General features: G+C 35.8%; 20 protein-coding genes and 2 pseudogenes. 9 read left to right on the top strand and 13 right to left on the bottom strand.

Translation table 11 applies throughout. The features are described from left to right. Positions 1 to 24 precede the first annotated feature (24 nt). Positions 25 to 873: pseudogene (locus J4N24_RS10445) on the top strand (YifB family Mg chelatase-like AAA ATPase); the annotation flags it as partial. On the opposite strand, the gene J4N24_RS10440 reads toward J4N24_RS10445, so the two are convergent. From J4N24_RS10440 to J4N24_RS10415, 6 genes are all read right to left on the bottom strand, one after another. Then, the gene (locus J4N24_RS10440) at positions 820 to 2,577 is read right to left on the bottom strand and encodes a recombinase family protein (protein ID WP_207533629.1); all 1,758 of its coding nucleotides are present in this window, start codon (positions 2,575 to 2,577) and stop codon (positions 820 to 822) included. The pseudogene J4N24_RS10445 and the gene J4N24_RS10440 sit on opposite strands and share 54 nt — an antisense overlap. A gap of 432 nt (positions 2,578 to 3,009) precedes the next feature. Then, complete coding sequence (locus tag J4N24_RS10435) at positions 3,010 to 3,639, bottom strand: hypothetical protein (protein WP_207533628.1); 630 nt, start codon at positions 3,637 to 3,639, stop codon at positions 3,010 to 3,012. Between the two features lie 69 nt (positions 3,640 to 3,708). Continuing rightward, a complete protein-coding gene (locus J4N24_RS10430) occupies positions 3,709 to 4,401 on the bottom strand; it encodes a hypothetical protein (RefSeq protein ID WP_207533627.1) in 693 nt (230 codons plus the stop codon). Positions 4,402 to 4,403: 2 nt separating this feature from the next. Continuing rightward, entirely contained in the window at positions 4,404 to 5,129 is a 726-nt protein-coding gene (locus J4N24_RS10425; protein ID WP_207533626.1) for a hypothetical protein, read from the bottom strand. Positions 5,130 to 5,287: 158 nt separating this feature from the next. Then, positions 5,288 to 5,866: a recombinase family protein gene (locus tag J4N24_RS10420; RefSeq protein ID WP_207533625.1), complete on the bottom strand. Its 579-nt coding sequence runs from the start codon at positions 5,864 to 5,866 to the stop codon at positions 5,288 to 5,290. 190 nt (positions 5,867 to 6,056) lie between these two features. Beyond that, the gene (locus tag J4N24_RS10415) at positions 6,057 to 7,070 is read right to left on the bottom strand and encodes a phospholipase D-like domain-containing protein (protein ID WP_207533624.1); all 1,014 of its coding nucleotides are present in this window, start codon (positions 7,068 to 7,070) and stop codon (positions 6,057 to 6,059) included. Positions 7,071 to 7,542: 472 nt separating this feature from the next. On the opposite strand from J4N24_RS10415, the gene J4N24_RS10410 reads away from it, so the two are divergent. Beyond that, positions 7,543 to 7,803 carry a hypothetical protein gene (locus J4N24_RS10410; protein ID WP_207533623.1) on the top strand — a complete coding sequence of 87 codons (261 nt, stop codon included), beginning with the start codon at positions 7,543 to 7,545 and terminating at the stop codon, positions 7,801 to 7,803. Positions 7,804 to 7,911: 108 nt separating this feature from the next. Here J4N24_RS10410 and J4N24_RS10405 read toward each other — a convergent pair whose 3' ends face one another. Further along, a complete protein-coding gene (locus J4N24_RS10405; RefSeq protein WP_207533622.1) occupies positions 7,912 to 8,148 on the bottom strand; it encodes a helix-turn-helix domain-containing protein in 237 nt (78 codons plus the stop codon). A gap of 86 nt (positions 8,149 to 8,234) precedes the next feature. On the opposite strand from J4N24_RS10405, the gene J4N24_RS10400 reads away from it, so the two are divergent. Continuing rightward, positions 8,235 to 8,486 (top strand): hypothetical protein, encoded by a 252-nt coding sequence (locus J4N24_RS10400; RefSeq protein ID WP_207533621.1) that lies wholly within the window; start codon positions 8,235 to 8,237, stop codon positions 8,484 to 8,486. A gap of 201 nt (positions 8,487 to 8,687) precedes the next feature. Here J4N24_RS10400 and J4N24_RS10395 read toward each other — a convergent pair whose 3' ends face one another. Beyond that, positions 8,688 to 9,947 carry a DUF6161 domain-containing protein gene (locus J4N24_RS10395; protein WP_207533620.1) on the bottom strand — a complete coding sequence of 420 codons (1,260 nt, stop codon included), beginning with the start codon at positions 9,945 to 9,947 and terminating at the stop codon, positions 8,688 to 8,690. Positions 9,948 to 10,075: 128 nt separating this feature from the next. Between J4N24_RS10395 and J4N24_RS10390 the strand changes: the two genes are divergently transcribed. Then, the gene (locus J4N24_RS10390) at positions 10,076 to 10,273 is read left to right on the top strand and encodes a hypothetical protein (protein ID WP_207533619.1); all 198 of its coding nucleotides are present in this window, start codon (positions 10,076 to 10,078) and stop codon (positions 10,271 to 10,273) included. Positions 10,274 to 10,367: 94 nt separating this feature from the next. Beyond that, positions 10,368 to 11,264 (top strand): protein NO VEIN domain-containing protein, encoded by an 897-nt coding sequence (locus J4N24_RS10385; RefSeq protein WP_207533618.1) that lies wholly within the window; start codon positions 10,368 to 10,370, stop codon positions 11,262 to 11,264. 199 nt (positions 11,265 to 11,463) lie between these two features. Here the strand turns inward: J4N24_RS10385 and J4N24_RS10380 are convergent, their stop codons facing one another. Together J4N24_RS10380 and J4N24_RS10375 are read right to left on the bottom strand one after the other, a co-directional pair. Next, positions 11,464 to 12,837 (bottom strand): hypothetical protein, encoded by a 1,374-nt coding sequence (locus tag J4N24_RS10380; protein ID WP_207533617.1) that lies wholly within the window; start codon positions 12,835 to 12,837, stop codon positions 11,464 to 11,466. A gap of 782 nt (positions 12,838 to 13,619) precedes the next feature. Beyond that, positions 13,620 to 14,735 (bottom strand): hypothetical protein, encoded by a 1,116-nt coding sequence (locus J4N24_RS10375; protein ID WP_207533616.1) that lies wholly within the window; start codon positions 14,733 to 14,735, stop codon positions 13,620 to 13,622. Between the two features lie 209 nt (positions 14,736 to 14,944). Here J4N24_RS10375 and J4N24_RS10370 point away from each other — a divergent pair. The 4 genes and pseudogenes from J4N24_RS10370 to def all read left to right on the top strand — a co-directional run. Next, positions 14,945 to 15,658 (top strand): annotated as a pseudogene (locus J4N24_RS10370) (YifB family Mg chelatase-like AAA ATPase); the annotation flags it as partial. Between the two features lie 68 nt (positions 15,659 to 15,726). Next, on the top strand, positions 15,727 to 16,368 hold the full coding sequence (gene msrA, locus J4N24_RS10365; RefSeq protein ID WP_207533615.1) for a peptide-methionine (S)-S-oxide reductase MsrA: 642 nt from the start codon (positions 15,727 to 15,729) through the stop codon (positions 16,366 to 16,368). Positions 16,369 to 16,392: 24 nt separating this feature from the next. Next, positions 16,393 to 17,628 (top strand): M16 family metallopeptidase, encoded by a 1,236-nt coding sequence (locus tag J4N24_RS10360; protein ID WP_207533614.1) that lies wholly within the window; start codon positions 16,393 to 16,395, stop codon positions 17,626 to 17,628. Between the two features lie 127 nt (positions 17,629 to 17,755). Continuing rightward, positions 17,756 to 18,319 carry a peptide deformylase gene (gene def, locus J4N24_RS10355; protein ID WP_207533613.1) on the top strand — a complete coding sequence of 188 codons (564 nt, stop codon included), beginning with the start codon at positions 17,756 to 17,758 and terminating at the stop codon, positions 18,317 to 18,319. A gap of 26 nt (positions 18,320 to 18,345) precedes the next feature. Here the strand turns inward: def and J4N24_RS10350 are convergent, their stop codons facing one another. The 3 genes from J4N24_RS10350 to J4N24_RS10340 all read right to left on the bottom strand — a co-directional run bounded on the left by J4N24_RS10350 (position 18,346) and on the right by J4N24_RS10340 (position 20,519). After that, a complete protein-coding gene (locus J4N24_RS10350; RefSeq protein ID WP_207533612.1) occupies positions 18,346 to 18,981 on the bottom strand; it encodes a peptidase associated/transthyretin-like domain-containing protein in 636 nt (211 codons plus the stop codon). Between the two features lie 152 nt (positions 18,982 to 19,133). Then, on the bottom strand, positions 19,134 to 19,409 hold the full coding sequence (locus J4N24_RS10345; protein WP_207533611.1) for a NifU family protein: 276 nt from the start codon (positions 19,407 to 19,409) through the stop codon (positions 19,134 to 19,136). A 30-nt stretch (positions 19,410 to 19,439) separates the two neighbouring features. Next, positions 19,440 to 20,519, bottom strand: coding sequence for an Mrp/NBP35 family ATP-binding protein (locus tag J4N24_RS10340; RefSeq protein ID WP_207533610.1), 1,080 nt, complete (start codon positions 20,517 to 20,519; stop codon positions 19,440 to 19,442). Between the last annotated feature and the right edge of the window lie 171 nt (positions 20,520 to 20,690).

The following is a 20,690-nucleotide window of genomic DNA, read 5'->3' as shown; positions in this document are numbered from 1 at the left end:
ATCTTCGAAAAACCCTTATTGCAGATGCCAGTAAAAACCTTTGGTAGTGCCGTTTACGGAATTGAAGCAATTACCATCACCATAGAAGTGAACATAAGTGGTGGAACAAAATATCACATCGTAGGACTGCCCGATAAGGCCGTTAGTGAAAGTCTCCTACGCATAGAGAGTGCTATAACTAATTCGGGATATCGAATGCCGAGACAAAAGATCGTTGTTAACCTTGCTCCAGCTGATATCCGCAAGGAAGGATCATCCTATGACCTCGCTATCGCCATGGGTATCCTTGCAGAATCGCAGCAGATTGAAAGCGTTATTCTCGATAAATATCTGATCCTTGGGGAGATTTCACTATCGGGCAATATCCTCCCAATCAAGGGGGCCTTACCTATTGCCATTCAGGCAAGGAAAGAACAGTTTAAAGGAATTATCATTCCCAAAGTAAACGCAAGAGAAGCCGCAATAGTAAATGACCTTGAAGTTTACGGTGTAGAGACTCTATCGGAAGTAATAGATTTTTTTAATGGTAAGAAATCTCCAAAAAGAGTAATTGTCGATACCCGTGACGAGTTCTACCATAATATCAATAATTACGAGTCAAATTTTGCCGACGTAAAAGGACAGGAAAATATTAAACGGGCGCTTGAAATTGCAGCCGCCGGCGGACATAATGTGATTCTTATTGGTCCACCTGGAGCTGGGAAAACGATGCTGGCGAAGCGACTTCCCAGCATTCTTCCTCCTTTAAATCTTCACGAAGCTTTAGAAACGACAAAGATCCATTCAGTTGCAGGTAAACTTGCAGCCTCAGCTTCCTTACTAACTATCCGTCCCTTTAGAAGTCCACACCATACCATTTCCGATGTTACTGTGTGAATTATGGGGGGAAAAAGATTTCGTAAATATTTTAGGATCAAAATTTGGTTGTACTGCTTCAACTAACATGAATGATTTCTTATGTGCTTTGTTTTTAACAGGTTTCACAACATTTTTGAGCTTTGGAAGCCTCTTACCTTCCTCCGGTTTTTCAAGTAACATCCCATTCGCAGACAAATGTACCGTCTGAATTTGAGTTAAATCGGGAAGCTTTGTGTGAACCTCAAGTGTAAAAATCTCTTTGTCTTCCTCAAAATCAATTATAATCTTCTCGATGAACATTCTTACTATTTCGTACTGATATTGAAACTCATTTGAAAATGCCTGCTCGGTCCAAATACTTACGAACGCTTTAACCTCGTCTACCTTTTGAACTAAGGCTGCATCACTTTGAATTTTTTGATTTATAGAATTAAGCTTATTCCTTAACTGTTGCAAACATTCCTTAGAGCTAACAAGACGGTCTTTTGCAACTTCATCTGACATTAGTTCCTCTTTTACCGCATCTAAAATGAATTGTTGATGTTTTATTTCTTTAAGAACGGATTTTTCAATTCTTTCCTTCTCAACTCGTAAATCTTTCAAATATTCAGGATTTTTCAACTTGTTAACTTCATCTTTAGCCTTAGCTATTAATACCTCACTTTTTGTAATTAAAAACCAAACAGTGCTTTCTAAGGTATCAATGTTGATTCCTCTAATGCCACACTTCCCAATGTTTCTTTTGGGGGATGAGCATTTATAAACGTGATCCTTTCGACTAACCCGTGTTCTACCACAGAATGGAGAACCGCACCTTTTGCAGTAACATAAATCTTTGAGTAAATACTTGTGCCTTGATAATCCCGGCTTATTTCTGTTTCTTTTTATCTGTACCTGAGCCTGCTCCCACAGGTCTGGTTCAATAATAACAGGAGCAGAATAAATGTTTCCCTTATGATTCCTGTCCCCTTTATATATAGAGTTCTGAAGGATTTTAAGCACAACGGGAGCAGCCCATTTTGTTACATTATGAAACACAGATGTTCCTATCAACTCTTCTGGTTTCCTTCCCCTATTTAAAACTTGTGATTTTGTAGGAATGTTCCTCTCTGTTAATATTTTTGCAATTTTACTACTACCAAAACCTTGTAAGCAGAGTTGGTATATTTCACTAACAACAGCTGCTTCTTCAACGTCTATTACTAGATTTTTATCTTCATCTCCTTTATAACCGTATGGTTTGAAAACGCCACCGTGAGCTTTTCCTTGACTTGCTCTTTTATTTAGAACTGATTTGACCTTAAATTTTTGATCTTTATAAGCTGTAATATTAATTATACTTCTAAAATCATACAACATAACACAACTAGAATCATTGTAATCAATGACTCCATCAATTATTGTATAAACTTTGATCTTATACTTTTCAAACACCTCCTTCAATTCTAGGTTCAATCTTTCATTGCGCGCTAATCTTGATAAATCCATTACATAAACAGCTGTAATAATCCCAGCTTTAATATCTTCTAACAGTTGTTCAAATTCTGGTCGATGCTTCAAGCTATCTGTTGCAGCTGTCTTCCCTCGATCACAATAGATATTAAAATCCATTTTCAATTGCTCGGCAAAACCCTGACCTTGTTCAATTTGATCTTCAATCGAGTTATTAGTTTCTTTTGGCCTAGATTGACGCGCATATATTCCTAATTTTCCTTTCATCTTGATAAATATTATTTATTTAAAGATTTGAATTATTTTTTCTAGATTGTCTTATTAAACAATACAGTTTTTGATTTTCAGAAAGCTCCTGGGAAGATGTAAAAAGAGACTCAAAAAGCTCTTCAACTTGAAGAACTAATAGCTGAGATTCCTCTGGAGATAATGAATTGTTGTTAACGAAACTCTTAATTTTTGTTTGTGAAGTATTGGCGTTTGAAACGCTAGCGAGAGACTCTCTCATCGGAACAGAATAATCCCAAGCTCACACTATAATGTGGATTCATCTTGGGTAGGTAAGTTTAGATTCTCCTTTTGAGGGGAAAATGCTCCGATCTTGTTAATTCAACACAACAAAGTTGAGAAAGATAATTGGAGGTAAAAAATTTTTTAAAAAATTCCTGGAAAGGGGATTATTACAGTCTATGCGATCAGTTAACTTCTGATGTAGTTATTACTTTGTATTTTATCTAGATTTTTTGGAAGTATAGGTTTAGCACGTTTGCTAATAATATTATTTATTATACATTCACATGCAAATGTGTTAAAAGCATTCTTAGCATTTTTAAGTGGTTCACCGTTAAATGGGTTTATTACATCTAAAACAACATGCCAATAATTTAGAACCGTTGGGTCGTGTCTAACTAAGCATTCACCGTTTTTTTTAATTCTATCACCCTCATACTTTTTTTCAAATGGGAAGCCTTTGTAAGCTTGCTTATTTTCCTTCTTGTCAACAGCTTCAAAAGGAATAGAAACCCTATGTAATACACTAGCTGGAATAAAAAGTGCTGAAAACTCCTTTAAAAGGCTGATATTATTAGTGAAATCCTTTATTGCAACTTTTATTTTACCATTCCAAGGGGAAGAAGCCTTTTTGTCTGTTCTGTACTTTAAATGCTCTTTTTTGTACAACCCACCGAGAAGATTCATTGACATATCTGGTATATCTTCCTTTTTCAGAACCATTGCATTTACATTTCCCTCTCGGTTTAAAACTTCCGATTCAGGAACATCTAACCTTCTAACAATAAAACATTCCCCTTCATTCAAAAGGTTATCCATGTCAATACATGCAACGTTTTTTAGTTTAGGTATAATAGAAGAAGGATAATTAACCACGAAAACTGACTTCTATGCGCTTAGATACTCTTTAAATCCAACTATAAACTCATCTAGATCATTTGTATTTGCAGAAACAAGCTCATCGTCTATAAATAAACTAAACACAATTTCATTTGCATCAAAATCATCAGCAAGCTCTGTGGGCTTGTTAATCATCAAAGTTCTGCCTTCTGAGAAAGAAAGAGTAAATTTTATAGAACTATCAGGTGCAAATTCCAAAATCGACTTTTCTGCGGGCAGTAAAGCTACTTTACCAGCAGTATATAAAGCAACCTCCTTGATCAATTCTAAATCAACAGTTAGCCGATGACCATAAGCGTTTAAACCGTAGTCCAAATCATCCCAATAAGTCTTTAGGTTTGTCATATAGTGAGCGGGTAAATTAACACCAGCAACGTTTACATTGAACTCATTCTTTGTATTACTAGAATAACGATCTTTATTAACAGACTGAACTAATGTTGAATTTATATCGGTTTCATTATCAAAACTACTCCGTCCGATACCATTTGCACCATTCGTTTTCTTACGACCTCGCTCATCATAAATGGGAACAGTATATGTTATTATTCGTGGAGCAGGCGGTGCTGTTGTAATTGAATTAGATGCATTATTACTAGGCATACAGCTGCTAGCGGCCAATAAAGCTGCCGTAGAAAGTTTTTGTACGCTAGCGCCTATTTCGAAAACATGTTGATCCATACCTATTTACCTTTTAACAGAAAGGGGATAATATTAGTTTTAATACCATTTATACATTCTTCAAATTTCACTTTGAAATGTGAACTATCTACAAAAGACAGAAATGGTGATATACTAAAGTGATCATTAATTGAGATAAACAATGAATGAACGTTATTATATCTTGGTTGAACACTGACATTCGTAACGTTACCCGAAGCGTGGAGAATTGCGTACTTAATCTCCTGTGTGAAAATAGCGTTCTGCTGCTCACATTTCACACCAAAAATCTTACTGTAGAACCATTCCTTAGCAACAAAATCATCATCTAAAACAACTTCAAACTCCAAATTTAATCCCATCTGCACTGGAACTAAAGCCTCAACAAACTTAGGATCAAATTCAATTAACTTATCTCTAAATTTATCATGAGTTGCTAAAAGTCGTTGCAGGTCATTATCGTAATTCAAGAATCTCTGCCTATTTAGAACAATCCTTGGTAGAACAGCCGGAGTAATCTCAAAACTGACAGCAGCTCCAGGATCTTTTGGCGGTTCAATCACTTGCATTTCTGCAACCTGGAATCCATTATCATCCTTTTCAGTGTGAGTAAGCTCTGGCTTATTAAATAAAAGCTTCAAAAACTCTTGATCCAAATCGGGAAGTCTTGTTAACAAGCTATTCCAAATCAGGACATAAGAAGAAGATATGGATTTAAGATCAGTGATAACGGGTTCTGCGATTGACATTAAATCTAGTTCTTTTTTGGGACTGCAAAAATACAATTTTATCTAATGTATACAAGATTCTAAAAGAAACAAAGCAAATGTAGTTTTTTAACACTTTTTTACTTTTGTAAGTTACGTAATGAATCTTCCACCACCAAGTCCTACAATTTTATTTGTAGCTAAATTTTCTTCATAGATTTTGCAGCTTCAATATATCTGTAACAAGTAGCTCTACTAATGCCTAATTCCTTTGAAATTTCTTTAACAGTCTTTTCTCCTGACTGGAATAATAAAAAAGCAGAATTTGCTTTATTTAAAGCTTCTGGAGATAATCCCTCCGGCCTTCCTCCATTTCTGCCTCGAACTCTTGCAGCTGCCAAACCAGCTACTGTTCTCTCCCGGATAATTTCTCGCTCAAACTCAGCAAGAGAAGCAAACACATTGAAAACAAACTTTCCGGCAGGGGTGGATGTATCAATTCTATCGTTTAAACTAACAAAATTCGCACCTTTCGCTTCAAATTCTCCAACCAAATCAATCAGGTCTTTTAAACTTCTTCCTAAGCGATCAAGCTTCCAGACAACAACTGTATCATTAGCCCTTAAATGCTCCATTAGTTCTCGTAGTCCTGGACGTTCTTTGTTTTTTCCTGAACCTGTTTCCTTAAAGATCTTTTCACAACCATCTTTTTTCAAAGCATCAATTTGCAACTCCAAATTTTGATCCTGAGTGCTGACCCTTGCATAACCAATTTTCATAAATTCTCATAAATCCCGTCTCAAAAATACAAAAACGAATTTGATTTTTGAGACGGATAATTAAACAAATTCTAAAACATTTTTTTGATTTGCTATAACTGAATTACAGTCTCAAAAAACCTACGTTACGTGAGACATAACTCCAGTTACAAAATCACTTATTGCCTTTTGATAGTTATAAAGTTTTGTTTTACACCAAGTCAAAACAAGTTGCATAACTATCATCTATTTGATCTTCAACAAATCTATCCTTCCAGCTAATAGAAATAGAATAATCCGGATCATCATCCCCATAAATACTAGGCGATAGATGTCCCCAACAATGCACTTGCTCTGATTTTAAAATATCCACAAGAAAGGTATTGGAGTACCTTGAATATGCTTTCTCTACTAACAACGCATAACTATCGTTGGTAAGATCCAAGTTGTCACTGGAAATTTGGCTCTCAACGAGTTGATGATACTGATTTTCAAGTTTCTCTTGTACCTCCCCTAAGACAGGAACAGCTATTGCGTTCTTCTCTGAGTAATGGTCTTCATAATTGGAAGTACAGAATTGAACAATCCTGGCATCTAAATTTCCATCCCTTGTAAATTTTGGAAGCAGAACAAGCATATTCAAAAGAATACCATTACAACCCTCCTCCTTGCATTTCTCTGGTTCCTGAATATTCTTTAACCTTTCTTGAGTAATTGCTTTAATCAGATGAAACTCGTTTGTAAACTTCGTAATAGCTTCTCTATTATTTCTGAGTATTATAAAATTTTCAAAACTTACTGTACTTGCTGTAAATGTCCAGTTGTAGGACCCTGTAATAACAGTGGCTTCATCAATTATGCAAAATTTGTGATGCATTTTTCCATAAACATCTCCCTTATCATTAGCTAACATTTCTTGAATCTTAATTTTCACACCAATGGCTTTAAGCCTATCAAGAACTTCTTTATTACCGGTAGATGTAGCATTATTGTCCACTACTATATCAATTGATACTTTTTCCTGATTGATCTCTTGAAAAGTTTTTTCGAAAAGCTCAAAGTCAAGATACCCTACTGCAATCTTAATACTATTCTTTGCTAATTTTAACTCCCTTATAAGAGTGGCTTTCAGATTGCTGAAATGAATTGAAACGTCACACATAATTTTTAATTTACCAAGTAATCCCAATTTTGTCGCCTTAAAAACAACTATTTCTCTTTCCAAACAATTTTAAGCACAACGGCTCTTTTTTTTCTAGTTTTGCAATTATACAAGTATGAATACCTTATCCAACGAATGCTTATATCTCTCAAAGATTAGTTTATCTTCTTTACTGCAATACAAAGCTTGTTTGGAAAAATACGCCAGCAATTTTCAGCAGGAGGTGCAGTTACAAACCAACACCACCCTTTTTCTTGATACGAACATCTTATTGCAATACTATAGCATTTCATTCACTGCTCGCAAAACTTTTCAATTTCATTGAGGCAAATAAAGAACGGATTATTATTTCCTCCAAGGTTCAACAAGAGTTTATCAAAAATAGGGAAGATGTAATTCAACGTTTTTTTGAGCAGGTCACTAACAAAATACCTAGGGACCTTTAGAGGATGAAGTTAATGGTGAAACATTATATGAGCTATCTCTCAAGAGTTCACTTAATGAAGGAAAAATAATAGTTCCTTTCCCTGACTAGTTGATTGAAGAGATCAAAGCGAATGGCTACAACTCAATAAAAGAAGTACAAAAAGACTTTAACAGAGCTCACATTGCAATACAAAAATACAATGGATTCGAAAATTTAAACAATGCTGGGACAGTTAGAATTGCTTTACATATTGCAAATCCGAACTATCAATTATTCTTTGATAAAAGTGGAAAAATTTTTGTCCTTACTGAATCTACTTTAAAGGAATATGAAGAATGTAGGAAGTACTTAACAAAAAGTGCAGTTTAATGTTTAATAGCAATTCATTTGCACTTTTATGTATTTTATAGAAGGATAAAAGGAGTAATTTTTATAATTTATAACACAGAGAAATCTATGAAGAGAATTAACAAAAATCTAAGAAGCTTCCCCGCTCCCAACATTTTTAGTTAAATATTCAAGTCCTACACCAAGCCCCATAGCAATTTCCCACAAATAAAAAATTGATGGATTTACTCCACCTTTTTCAAGCCGCTGTAATGACTGCTGATCCTTTCCAACCTTATAGGCTAATTCTGCTTGCGTTAATCCTGTTTCTTCTCTAATAACCCGAATCCTCTCACCAAGTTGTTTCAAAAATATTTCCTTTTCCATGGAAACATAAAAGAATATAACAAAACTGGGCGACAGCACAACGGATCTGTTGTATTTATACTAACTTTGCATTTAAATCTTAAACAATGATGAGAAGAATTTTAAAACCTATTTCCTTTGCAATAGCTACTCTCGCGGTAACAAGTTGTGGAAATCCTGAAGTTGATGCCAAAAAAGTTTGTGATTGTTATAATAGCATTGATTCAACCTCCACGGATGCGGATTTCAAAAAGTGCTTGTACCTTTCGGAAGATATGCTTGCAAAATATGCCCAGGACCCTCCACGTCTTGTTCGTTATAATAGAGCTTCACAATGTGATCCTTCAAGTCAGAGATAAAACGCAGTATTTGCTGCAGGGCTCTAATTCATAGTTCTGCAGCTATTTGTAATACTGCAATTCTTATAATAAGACACTTAATCATTGTGTATCCACATTTATTCAAATAAAATTCTTTAATCCCTGTTTTTACAATTTTTGAAGAAAGGAGAATGAATAGATTTACAATTATTAATTTAATTTCCTAGTACATGGGAAGCTTTATTTATTAAAAATTTTGGCTACTACGTCGGTCGGCATTGTAGGTGCAGAATCATCTTTCAATAAGCCGGTGTCTGCCCTGCTAAACAAAGATTGTATAATTAGTTTCTTTTCTTCTAAATCAACATGGGATTCCTTTAATAAGGAAAGATAGAAATAAGTTAATGTAAAACGTTCTTCACAATCTCTGGACAAATGAAATGAACTAAACATGACTTTGCTGACTGCCCTAATACAGAAAGCCATAAATGAAATAATGGTGATATAAACTATTGACCATCTTATCGCAGCACTTTTATCACCATCAAAAAAGCTGGTATATATTTGCTCTGGAGTGTTCCAAAGAATTTCACCCAATGAAATTACTGTTAGTAAGACCAATCCGACAAGCACACTTAAAGCAGTCCAACCCTGTCGCTTCAATTTAACACTTCTATCCCTCCAATAAATGGCGGGTTGCTCAAGCTTTAACTTTTCTTTGTAAGTATCTTCCAGTTCCTTAACCCTGTTGAGAGTGGTGTTATCAAAAGACTCGTAAGATCCTTTAGCTGCTCCGAACCAATTTAAAAACTCCCCTTCCGTCTTGTTTTTAACTTCATCAATCTTTGCACAGTAATCTTCATATTGTTGTTGACTGTACCGAAGATGCTCTGTTAATTGATTGTTCATATCCTCAATTGATTTAACCAGGCTTGCTTTAAGCTGATTAACAGAGGTGGTTTCTGTGTTAATTCGGTCCGTTAAACTAGATCCTTTATTTGAAAACTCATATGCTAATAAAATCCCACTTAAACCTTCTTTAGAATGCATATTTGGTGTGCCATCACCTGTAATATACCAATATGCACTGAAATAATGCTGAGGACTTTTACCAAGGACTGAAATTAAAAAATCCACCTCTGGAGCATCAGAGTTAAAAACATAATTAGTCCTCTCATCTATCTGCTTTTTCAAATCCTTAAAAGCCCGGTCAAAGTATCCTCTTGGATTCTCATCAGCATGTCTAATTACCACATTTGATATTTCTTGCTTCAACCATATGAAAAACTGCTTTGAATGCTCAAACTCTCTTGGTATACCTGCTCCCCGTTGTTCCCATAGATCTATCTGGTCACAAACATAAGTGTATATTGGAGCTATGCCTTTGAAAGAAATTTCAAAGCCCGTTGATGGAAATTTCAGCGTTGCTTCTAGAGAATTATACCAATATATGTGTTTTCCCTCTGAAAGAAGCTTTCTTAAATTAGCCTCATCTACCATAGAAATTTAATTAGTTATAAAATTGTAATAAAAATCTGAAACTCAGGTCTATGATTTGAGTTCAAAACTTGAAGTTATGTATTATATTTAATTTTAATGCCAGAGACGGTTTATTTCACCTATAAAAGATGTTAAGCGTCAAGATAGAAGATCAACAAACACAACTGGTTCAATTTGACACCGAGTCAGCTGTAATGGACCTTTACAAAGGTTTAGATATGGATTCACTAACGGAAATTACAGAAGTCCTTGAAGCTGTTGTAAATGCACTGAAACTCTATCGTAAAGATCTTGTATCTGGTCAAGAAGACTTAGATATGCCTTAGAACAATCAACTACTTTTCCGAACCTGTCTATTAGGGTTTTTAGAATATTTTTTATTATTAATATTATAATTGCAAATCTTTACCAAAACTTATCATGAACAACTATTTAATTCTAGCAGAAAATGATGAATCCCAGTGGGATGATGAAACGGGTGCTAAATATCACTTCCCGATTAAATACAAAAATCTTGTCTTACCCGGTACCAAATTCATTTATTACAAGGGAGGTTTAAGAAATAAAGAATTTGCTGATAAACGACTTTTAGACTCCCAACACTATTTTGGGATGGGGGAAATTGGAACTGTATATGAAGATACAGAGCATCCTAAAAGATTATTTGCAGAAGTGGTTAACTATGAGCAGTTCTCTCATGGCGTTTTTTGGAAGAACAACGATAATGAGCATTTTGAAGAAGTTAGCAGAAGTAATCATTTTAGGGATGGCGTTAGGACAATACCAAAAGATCGTTTTCAAAAAATCATTGATGCTGCTGGAGTAGTTGAAGTTACATTGCCTACAACAACGGCTATTCATATTTCAGAAGGTGAATTATTAATCCCTTTACCTAAAGATATTAAGGTTAAAAAAGAAACTGGAACACACTTCCCTCAGCCGTCAAAAGAAAACGGTGATTTAGGTGAGAAAATAGTGTTTGACTTTCTAAAGTCTTCATTAGGTCAGCAAGAACAATCAACCTTAAAATGGCACGCATTAGAAGGTGAAACACCTGGCTATGATATTTCCTATATTAACGAGAAAAAGGAAAAGATCTGCATAGAAGTGAAATCAACTGTTGCTAAAAAATTTCCATACCTTAATATAACTATCAATGAATTGAATACTTCCATTCAAGAACCTTTTTATTATTTGTACCTGGTTTCCGATATAAAGTCATTGAATCCCAAAATTGAGAAAATAAGGGGGCCATTTCTTGAAGATGAGTTTCTAATTGAACCAATTGCTTTCAAAATCTATAGAAAAGAAATTTAGAATTATTTTCCGGCAACTGCTAATAAAATAAGCCTCTATAAAGAATCAATCGTTGAATATGGAAGTTTCATATTACGAACTAGAAATAACGCCTTCAAAAGCTTCTAAATAGCCTCTAGAGAACCGATAATGACCTTAGAGCATGAAATGACAAGTAAAGGCACATCCTACTTTACTTGTCATTATTCTAAATTAATTTTTAAAAATAAAACTGAGCTTTCGCATCCTTATCCTCATACATCAGGAAGTGCTTCCGGTAAACTTCTAGTTGATAGCTTTCGTAAGGGGTTAACTTACTCTTAACAGTATCAACAAAATCAAAGAAATTATTAGATAATTCTACTTTTCTATTTCCATATCTCCTCTTTCTTGTTTGAGGCTTTAATGGGGTATAATAGTTTTTACTTATTTCTTTTTTAGGAATAATGAAAGTTTTTTCTTTAATGACTTGTTTTGGATCATATATATTTTGGAAATCATTATTATCTGAAGGTGTTTGGATTGAGGATGGGTGATCAACCAAATTAGCTTCAATAGAATTGTAATTTGGTTGCTGGTAGTTATTTTGACCTGTCTGTTGATTTAGGTACTCTCCAGATTCCAAAAGAGCTAATTTGATAGCTGCTTCTTCTGTTATTGAACAGCAGCAATTTAGCTCCTTAATTATTGCTTCTTTAAGGATTTCACCCATATAGTGCCCGGCGTTGTCCTTCTGGTATCTCAAAGTCCAGCGTTTCAGAGCATTCTTTCGAGTCTTAAAACGTTTTTTTTCCTCATCGGATGAATTATTATTTGGATTTAAATCTAACCAAGTTCTGGGAGTCATTGCCTGGAGGTACTTTTCATAGTCCCTTTCAGACTTGCCATCTTTAGTAACATCTTCATTAATAAGCATCTTATCAATTTGCTCCAATAAAAGCATTTGAGTTAGCCATTGAACAGAGTTCAATTTCAGTAATCCTAGGATAGATTTTCCGCAAATGCTAGCAATCTTTTGTATCACACTAACATGAGCTTCAATTCTCAAAATCCTATATCCCTTTCTATATGCCTTTATTCGGTATTGTGCTGAAGGATTAAATTCTATTCCCTCCCCAAGTTGCTTTCTCTCTGCATCCTTAATGCTTCGAATTTGTTTTGATCCACCAGAACCATTGTAAACAATAAATCTTCTGAATAAATCCTCATTGGGATCAAAATCTAAAAAAGTATTTACCCCGATTTCTATTTTCTGAAGTTCTCCTGCCCTTATATCAAGTTGAAATTTTGAAAATAGATTATAAAAGCTTTCAATTGCATCACTCAAGGAAAATCTATCATTGTTAGATCCCCCTTTGTTCCTGTAGATATGAATGCTTCCATACAAAAAAAGCATAGGTTTATCAGGATGATCTGAGTGATATACTAATTCAAAAGTAATTCCATGGTGTACTGCTGAAACTCTTTCCACTTCCTTTCCAGTTTCAGAATCTCGAAACCGCTTTTCATTGCACCAATTAAGCCATTTGTTACATCTCAGGTTTTTAGCAAAGATGGAGGTTAAATAAAATCTTACTTGGAAAAAATCATACATACTAGTGTTCGTTTTGAACAAGTGTCCAATCAACTGGACCCTTTAACTTGTTTATTCATACTTTAATACCGATTTTGTTAATTGACATTTCATTATTAAGCTAAACTAAACTTGAAGCATTTACAGCCTCCGTAAATTTTTAATTTTCTCTTTCTGTTTTTTCACAAGAGTTTCTATAGACAATTGATCCGTCCTTATCTTAGCTGCTTTGGGGCTCCAATAAGTTAAACAAATTTCAAGTCAATAACCAATCTTCAGTAAGTGGGAAGAGATTTGTTTTTCATAAACCAGCTGGTTTTAAAGCCAATTTGCTGTTAAATGGCCTGCATCTGCTTTGAAAAAATACAAAAAATAGGAATCTATTGAGAATTAGAAACTTGTACCAAAATGTGAGCTTTGAACTAAAAGTTCATTTAGATTACAATTCAGAAAAATAAAAACAGATGAGCTTTCTACTCCTGTATAACCTGATTCAGTAAAATTTATTTGTAGTTCTTTTATAGAAACTACCCGATCCTTTAATTAACCCTAATGTATTTCTACATTATTAACAAATTTCGGTTGAAAAACTAACACTAAAAAATTTTTTTTAAAGTGGTAAGCTATTCGCTAAAATCAGGATTTAGAGATGGAGAATACCGCTATCTATTAACACCAGTTTTTAAATACCATCCTTAACTATTTTAATTCGAAAGCTTTAACATCGTAATTACCGACCTATGTAAGCAAAGAGCTAAATCAAGTTACAACGGAACATGATATTAGCTCCTTCTTATGAAATTCTATAGTGGAGTTATAGGAATTGAAGTTTTAAGTCCGAACTGGCCCTCCCAATTATTGTTTGAACTTTCCACTCTTTTGTAAAATACACCAATATTTAATTTGGATGAAATATTTCCACTACTTGTGTAGAAGAAAATACCAGTACCATAACTTCCGTAGTTGCTGATTTGAGCAGTTCCCTGAAAGTAATTATATTCCCCAAATAAGTCAAGTGAAACTGTCTTAATTGGTGCGAAAATAAACTCAAAACCAGGTGTTACCGCTCTATACTCTTTGTATTCGCCTGTATAACTACTACTTGTTTTTGAAATCTGCCTTTCTGTATTGTTATTTAAAACCGACGAGCTTATATCGGTTACATTAATTTTTTTTAATTGAGAAATATTGTTGACTCGCCCATAATTCAAGTATGCTGTCAAGAACAAGAAATTAGGTCTCCAAGAGGCCCACTTTGCATCTTCTTTATTCCAAAAAACGTAACCATTGACGTTTACCCTACCACTAAAGGTCTGATAGGCTGTATCATAAAGTTGCTTTGAAAAATTCCGTGCTGAGTTATAAAAGGAGTATTTGTTATTATCATACTTCAATGTTGCTGTTGCCCAGAGAAGTCTTTTGAAAGTATATAAAGTTTTGTTGGAAGGGTGTTTTCCAGAATTAACTTTCTCTCTGAAAGCCTCTGTATATCTAAAAGGTGCACCAGTTATAATATTCCCGATTGCCCCATTACCTTGAATGGCGCTATAATTATTTGGAAGACTTGCATCATAACGCCATATACTTTTAGGCAAAAGTCTGCTTAAGCTAATATTAACACTAGTTGCTGGTAGAACCTTTTGATCAAAAATGCCATTAAGATTAGTTGTAGTACCCAAAGCTCCGCCAACTTGCACCAAGAACTTTCCCTTTCCGAAGCTTTTTCCAAGATTTCCCTCGATAGAAGCTTTATCAGTGTTATAATTTATCTTAATCCCTTCAAAGGAAGTTTGAATACCTAACAGCTTTGTGAAATCAGTTTTTCTTGTTTCATAAAATTCAGCATTTACATCTTGAGATTGAGGTAACACCTTGGTTATCTGAAAAAATAAAAAAATGAATAGAAATAAGTTTTTCATAGTAATTGTGTTAATCAAGGAGAAATTATACTAATAAAAGTAAATAATAATTTCTCTTATAGAAATAAAATTACCGAAAATATTAGAAAAAAAATCTCCTACCTACAGATCCGATAAATTCTATCATCTACACTTAAAAATCTTTTATTTCTGAACAAAGGACTATATATATACACTGTGAGAACGGATTCAAAGCTACCTCCATAAGCAACACAATTACCGATGTTGCACTTGTTGGAGGAGGGGGAAACCCACAACCAGGAGAAATATCCCTGGCCCATAACGGAGTACTATTTTTAGACGAACTTCCAGAATTTAAACGAACTGTTTTAGAAGTAATGCGGCAGCCTTTGGAAGAGCGAAGAGTAACGATATCAAGGGCAAGATTTACGGTGGATTACCCTGCCAGCTTTATGCTAATAGCATCCATGAACCCCTGCCCATGCGGATTTTACAATCATCCCGACCGGGAATGCGTTTGTGCACCTGGGGTAGTACAGAAGTACTTAAGCAAGGTATCAGGACCCTTGCTGGACCGGATCGATCTTCATGTGGAAGTAACGCCCGTGAATTTTTCAGAACTCGCCTCTGATCACAAGGCGGAAGCAAGTGAAGTAATCAGGGAACGGGTAATTAAAGCAAGAGAAGTTCAGGCGAAACGCTTTGCTCAGAGCAATGAGGTTTATTGCAATGCCCAAATGACCTCCAATGCTGTAAGGAAGATCTGTAGGATAAATGAAGCTGGTCAGCTACTTTTAAAGAAGGCAATGGAAAGGCTTGGGCTTTCCGCACGTGCCTACGACCGGATTTTGAAAGTAGCAAGAACAATCGCAGATCTGGATGCTTCAGATGAAATTAAAATAGAACATCTGGCAGAAGCAATTCACTATCGAAGTCTCGACCGAGATGGCTGGGCCGGCTAATATCTCACATTTGTCAAAATCCCTTCAGCTGGCAATTTCGTATCTATAATCGTGTTAATTTTAGTACGATGACAAACAAAAGGAAATTTCTGACTGCTCTTATTGGGTTATTTGCGTTAATTGCCTGCAACTCGTCAGGACAACAAAAATCAAAAGAAATTAAAGTACAAACTTCAATGGGACCGAAAGCTACAGCCGCCTTTGCAGAAGGCTGCTTCTGGTGCTCTGAAGAAATATTTGAACACATTGCGGGAGTTGATTCCGTGGTGTCGGGGTATGCTGGCGGACATGTGGCTAATCCTACTTATGAGCAAGTATGTACAGAAACTACAGGACACGCCGAAACGGTCCTTGTTTACTACGACCCTCGGGAGGTAAGTTATGAGCAGCTCTTAGACGCTTTCTTCACATCTCATGATCCAACTACTAAAGACAGGCAAGGTCCTGATGTTGGCTCCTCTTACCGCTCAGCTATATTCTATCTGAACGATTCACAAAAAGAAGCAGCAACAAAGGCCATTATGAAATGGCAACCTGCATTTAAAAAGCCAATTGTAACTGAGCTGGCAGCATTGAAAAAATTCTATCGTGCAGAAGAATACCACCAGAACTACGCCGAAGAAAACCCTGACCAATCTTATATAGTTGGTGTTTCTCAACCTCGCTTTCAAAACTTTAAACGTCAATGCAAATTAAAGCTTAAAGAATAATAAAAGCTTACCTTTGCACCCTTAATGGAATATCAGGTCTTTACATTACCCAATGGAATCAGGTTGCTTTACAAACCTGTTATCTCTTCAGTTACACACTCATGCATTATTATAAATGCAGGCTCGAGGGATGAAGCGAAAGGAAAAGATGGCCTTGCTCATTTCATCGAACACTTATTATTTAAGAAAACTGAGAAAAGGAATACCAGGCAAATTCTTAATTACCTGGAGTCAGTCGGTGGTGATTTGAATGCCTACACCACCAAAGAATATACTTGTATCCATGCTTCCATTTTAAATCCATATTTAAACAGAGCCTTCGATCTTTTTGAAGATCTTGTTTTTCATTCTACTTTTCCTGAAGACGAAATGGAAAAGGAAAAAGGCGTGATTTTGGATGAAATCGCCTCGTACCAGGATCAGCCCGAAGAAGCAATTCAGGATGATTTCGAGGATTTGATCTATGCGGGCCATGAGCTCGGCAGAAATATACTGGGCACTACAGAAACAGTTCAAAATCTTCAAAAGCAGGATTTGATCAACTTTCTTTCAGACAATTATAACACTGAGGAAATAGCCATAGGGGTTATGGGTAACTATAACTTCAAGAAATTATGTTATATGTTTGAGCAGGTATTTGGGGAGGTGAAGCACAATACCGGGAATAGAAAGCGGACACCTCTTCCCCTGTATAATCCCGTTTCAAAGAAAGAAGCTAAGCCTATCAACCAGAGCCACTACGTTATAGGCAATCTGGCCTACTCGCTCCATGATAGCAAAAGAACAGGTCTATCCTTACTTAATAATATCCTCGGCGGTAATAGTATGAGCTCGAGGCTAAACCTTGAGATCAGAGAGAAATATGGGATTGCCTATACAATTGAATCAAATTATCTAGCCTTCACAGATACAGGCTTCTTTTCAATTTACTTCGGTACAGATGCAGAAAAAGCAAATAAAGCAGTATCGCTGGTAAATAAAGAACTGAAAAAACTTCGTGACGCAAAGCTTTCTGAAAGTACTCTCACTAAAGCCAAAAAGAAATTTACAGGGCAGATCGCTCTTGCTGAAGAAAACAAACTTAATTTGATCATCACGATGACCAAGTGTTTAATTGATTATGGAAAAGCAGACACTCTGGAAGAAGTTTTTGAAAAAGTAAATGCAGTGACAGCGCAGCAGCTTCAGGAAATGTCAAATGAAATTTTTGACCCTAAAAAGCTTACTACTTTAGCTTTTGAGCCTGGAGATGAAGATTAATCAAGTTGAATAACAGTATTTTCATAATTTTACACAATTAATAGTAAAGCAATCGTTAATAAAAAGATATAACATGCTTTGATGTAGCCTGCATATTATTGCGAATGTTGAAGCAAGAAAGTTCATTATGAAGTTACCCATTATTGCCTACGGCGATCCTGTCCTAAAGAAGAAAGCTGTCGATATCACTCCAGAGTACCCTAATCTTTCGGAGCTGATTAAGAATATGTTTGATACCATGTATAGTGCTAGCGGTGTTGGATTAGCTGCACCCCAGATTGGTTTATCTATCCGCCTGTTCATTGTTGATATTACCGACAGGGATGAACCAGATTATCAGGATTTTAAAAAGGTTTTTATAAATCCAGTCATTAAAGAAGAATCTGGGGAACTATGGGACTTTAACGAAGGATGCTTAAGTATCCCCGACATCCGCGAAGACATTAGACGCCATACTAACGTTCTAATATCCTACTATGATGAGAATTTCGAGCATCACGAGGAAACATTTACCGGAATGGCCGCTCGGGTTATTCAACATGAATACGACCACATAGAAGGCAAGCTCTTTACAGACAAGCTAGGTCCACTTAAAAGAGCGATGATAAAAAGTAAGCTTGACGCAATTTCTCGCGGAGCAATTAAAGTGGGATATAAAATGAAGTTCCCCTCAACAGGTAAAAAGAAATAATGACTTAAGAAAGGCAGGTGGAAAGGCTATTCTTTTTCCCTGCTCTTATCCCCCTGCATAATTTGATTGATAAACGAGGCCCATGCAAAGGGGTTTAATAAAGGATTAGCTCCTCGTGGATTAATTACTTTATTGCTAAGGGCTATGTGGTTATTCTGAAAGTTAATCATGCCAATCTCTTGTGCATCTCTCGGCAGCGATTTAGACATAGCCATTAAAGAAGAGCGGTGAACATTCTTCTTTGCAATCTCCAGATCATCATCTGCAAATTTCATTGCCATAAACTCCCTGTTGAATTCATCCATACTGGCCCAGGGATATACTGTTACAGCCGGAAGGTTCTTTATTTCCTGTTTCATCTTTACAATTACAGTATACTTTCTTTCAGGAAGATTTTTAGGAATAACTAAAGCTTCTCTTCTATATCCGATTGCACTAAAAACTATGGTATCGCCTTCCCTGGCTACAAATGAAAAATAGCCTTGATAGTTAGCTGAGAAAGCTTTATTACGGGCAGTTCTGTTTGTAAGGTTAACATAAGGTACAACAATATTCGAATCAACATTATAGATTACCCCGGAGAACTGCACCAAAGGCTTCTCCTGAGCTTCTGCAAAGCCGAAACATAAGACTAAAAACGCTATTGCAAATAACTGCTTCATCAAAGTAAACGTACCAAAAATTGTGCTACTCTCCTGTTAAAATCTGTTAAAAGGCCTCTTTTTTAAATCAGAGCTTTAACTTAACCACTAAAATAAAAAAGCGATGCATTTTATCAACGCCATCGCTCTTTTATATATTATTAGCTTAATGCTTAATTTGCACCAGGCATAACGGCATTAGGATCATTTATATCTGTTAAGTTCACTGCCTCAACCGCCGAAACTTCCGGAACTGCTTTCTTAATGGCCTGTTCTATGCCAGCCTTCATCGTCATGATACTCATAGGACAAGAACCGCAAGCACCTAATAAACGTAGTCTAACTACGTTCTCAGGCGTAATCTCCTCCACAGAAACATTACCTCCATCTGCTTCCAGGTAAGGCCTTATTGTATCAAGCGCACCTTCAACTCTTTGCAACAAATCCATAAATTATATTTTTATAAAAGTAATAAAAAATTAAGAAACCCCAACCTGACGACCTTTTGCGTTTTGTATAGAGACTTGTTGGGCAACTCTTTCAGCAACTTCAATAAAGGCTGCTGACATAGGATTTCCTTCATTTAAAATCACAGGCTCTCCTTTATCTCCTGCATCACTGATACTTTTAACTAAAGGAATTTCACCAAGGAAGGGAGCTTTAAACTTTTCAGCCAATGTCTGGCCACCGCCCTTACCGAAAATGTAATATTTATTATCAGGTAATTCAGCTGGAGTAAAGTAAGACATATTTTCAACTACCCCAAGTAAAGGCACATTGATTGTTTCCATAAGGAACATTCCTATTCCTTTCTTGGCATCAGACAATGCAACATTTTGAGGAGTAGTTACGATCACCGCACCAGCCACAGGATAATTCTGAGTAAGTGTAATATGGATGTCTCCTGTTCCTGGTGGCAAATCAACTACTAAATAATCCAAATCCCCCCAATCTGCGTCATTAAACAATTGCCTGATTGCATTCGAAGCCATTGGTCCCCTCCATGGAATAGGTTGTTCTGGATCTGTAAAGAAGCCTATTGATAGTAATTTTACTCCATACTTCTCTACAGGTTCTATCCTTGTTTTTCCATCAGCAGTTTGGATAGCAGCCGGTTTGGCATCTTCCAGTCCAAACATTATAGGCATTGACGGCCCATAGATGTCAGCATCGATCAAACCTACTTTAGCTCCTTTCTTTGCCAAGCCAATCGACAAGTTAGCAGCAACTGTAGATTTCCCTACCCCGCCTTTGCCTGAAGCCACAACTATAATGTTCTTTATATTATCTGCCAGTTGATTTTTTTGATGCGTAACCCTTGAAGTCATATTTATTTGCACTTCAGCGTCTGCACTGATAAAGTGTGCAATAGCATTTCTGCAGGCATTTGCAATTAACTCCTTAAGGGGACAAGCAGGGGTAGTCAAAACTACTGTAAACTCAATCCTGCTTCCTTCAATCTTTATATCTTCGATCATGTTTAAAGTCACCAAATCCTTTTTAAGATCCGGTTCTTCAACATTTCTCAAAGCATCTAATACTTGTTCTTTAGTGATCATTGATACAGTATATCTAATGCAAACTTATATAAAATTTCCTGTGTGATTTTCATAAGAATAACATATCTATCCGGATTTGGCGCTTTTTTTCAACTCACTGTATTGCTTCTCCCACTGCAACCACGACACTTTTCGGGACTAGTAAATCTTTTTTCAAACTCCCTGACAAAC

This window comes from Desertivirga arenae, from assembly GCF_017355785.1.
Taxonomy (GTDB): domain Bacteria; phylum Bacteroidota; class Bacteroidia; order Sphingobacteriales; family Sphingobacteriaceae; genus Desertivirga; species Desertivirga arenae.
This window is presented reverse-complemented; position numbering and strand designations above follow the sequence as displayed.

Excerpts from the sequence above, each read along its gene's own strand:
- J4N24_RS10440 (WP_207533629.1), bottom strand. The coding sequence starts at position 2,577 with ATGAAAGGAAAATTAGGAATATATGCGCGTCAATCTAGGCCAAAAGAA.
- msrA (WP_207533615.1), top strand. The coding sequence starts at position 15,727 with ATGACAAACAAAAGGAAATTTCTGACTGCTCTTATTGGGTTATTTGCG.
- J4N24_RS10420 (WP_207533625.1), bottom strand. The coding sequence starts at position 5,866 with ATGAAAATTGGTTATGCAAGGGTCAGCACTCAGGATCAAAATTTGGAG.
- J4N24_RS10395 (WP_207533620.1), bottom strand. The coding sequence starts at position 9,947 with ATGGTAGATGAGGCTAATTTAAGAAAGCTTCTTTCAGAGGGAAAACAC.
- J4N24_RS10360 (WP_207533614.1), top strand. The coding sequence starts at position 16,393 with ATGGAATATCAGGTCTTTACATTACCCAATGGAATCAGGTTGCTTTAC.
- J4N24_RS10400 (WP_207533621.1), top strand. The coding sequence starts at position 8,235 with ATGATGAGAAGAATTTTAAAACCTATTTCCTTTGCAATAGCTACTCTC.
- J4N24_RS10340 (WP_207533610.1), bottom strand. The coding sequence starts at position 20,519 with ATGATCACTAAAGAACAAGTATTAGATGCTTTGAGAAATGTTGAAGAA.
- J4N24_RS10380 (WP_207533617.1), bottom strand. The coding sequence starts at position 12,837 with ATGTATGATTTTTTCCAAGTAAGATTTTATTTAACCTCCATCTTTGCT.
- J4N24_RS10385 (WP_207533618.1), top strand. The coding sequence starts at position 10,368 with ATGAACAACTATTTAATTCTAGCAGAAAATGATGAATCCCAGTGGGAT.
- J4N24_RS10390 (WP_207533619.1), top strand. The coding sequence starts at position 10,076 with ATGTTAAGCGTCAAGATAGAAGATCAACAAACACAACTGGTTCAATTT.
- J4N24_RS10345 (WP_207533611.1), bottom strand. The coding sequence starts at position 19,409 with ATGGATTTGTTGCAAAGAGTTGAAGGTGCGCTTGATACAATAAGGCCT.
- J4N24_RS10430 (WP_207533627.1), bottom strand. The coding sequence starts at position 4,401 with ATGGATCAACATGTTTTCGAAATAGGCGCTAGCGTACAAAAACTTTCT.
- J4N24_RS10435 (WP_207533628.1), bottom strand. The coding sequence starts at position 3,639 with ATGGATAACCTTTTGAATGAAGGGGAATGTTTTATTGTTAGAAGGTTA.
- J4N24_RS10405 (WP_207533622.1), bottom strand. The coding sequence starts at position 8,148 with ATGGAAAAGGAAATATTTTTGAAACAACTTGGTGAGAGGATTCGGGTT.
- def (WP_207533613.1), top strand. The coding sequence starts at position 17,756 with ATGAAGTTACCCATTATTGCCTACGGCGATCCTGTCCTAAAGAAGAAA.
- J4N24_RS10375 (WP_207533616.1), bottom strand. The coding sequence starts at position 14,735 with ATGAAAAACTTATTTCTATTCATTTTTTTATTTTTTCAGATAACCAAG.
- J4N24_RS10425 (WP_207533626.1), bottom strand. The coding sequence starts at position 5,129 with ATGTCAATCGCAGAACCCGTTATCACTGATCTTAAATCCATATCTTCT.
- J4N24_RS10350 (WP_207533612.1), bottom strand. The coding sequence starts at position 18,981 with ATGAAGCAGTTATTTGCAATAGCGTTTTTAGTCTTATGTTTCGGCTTT.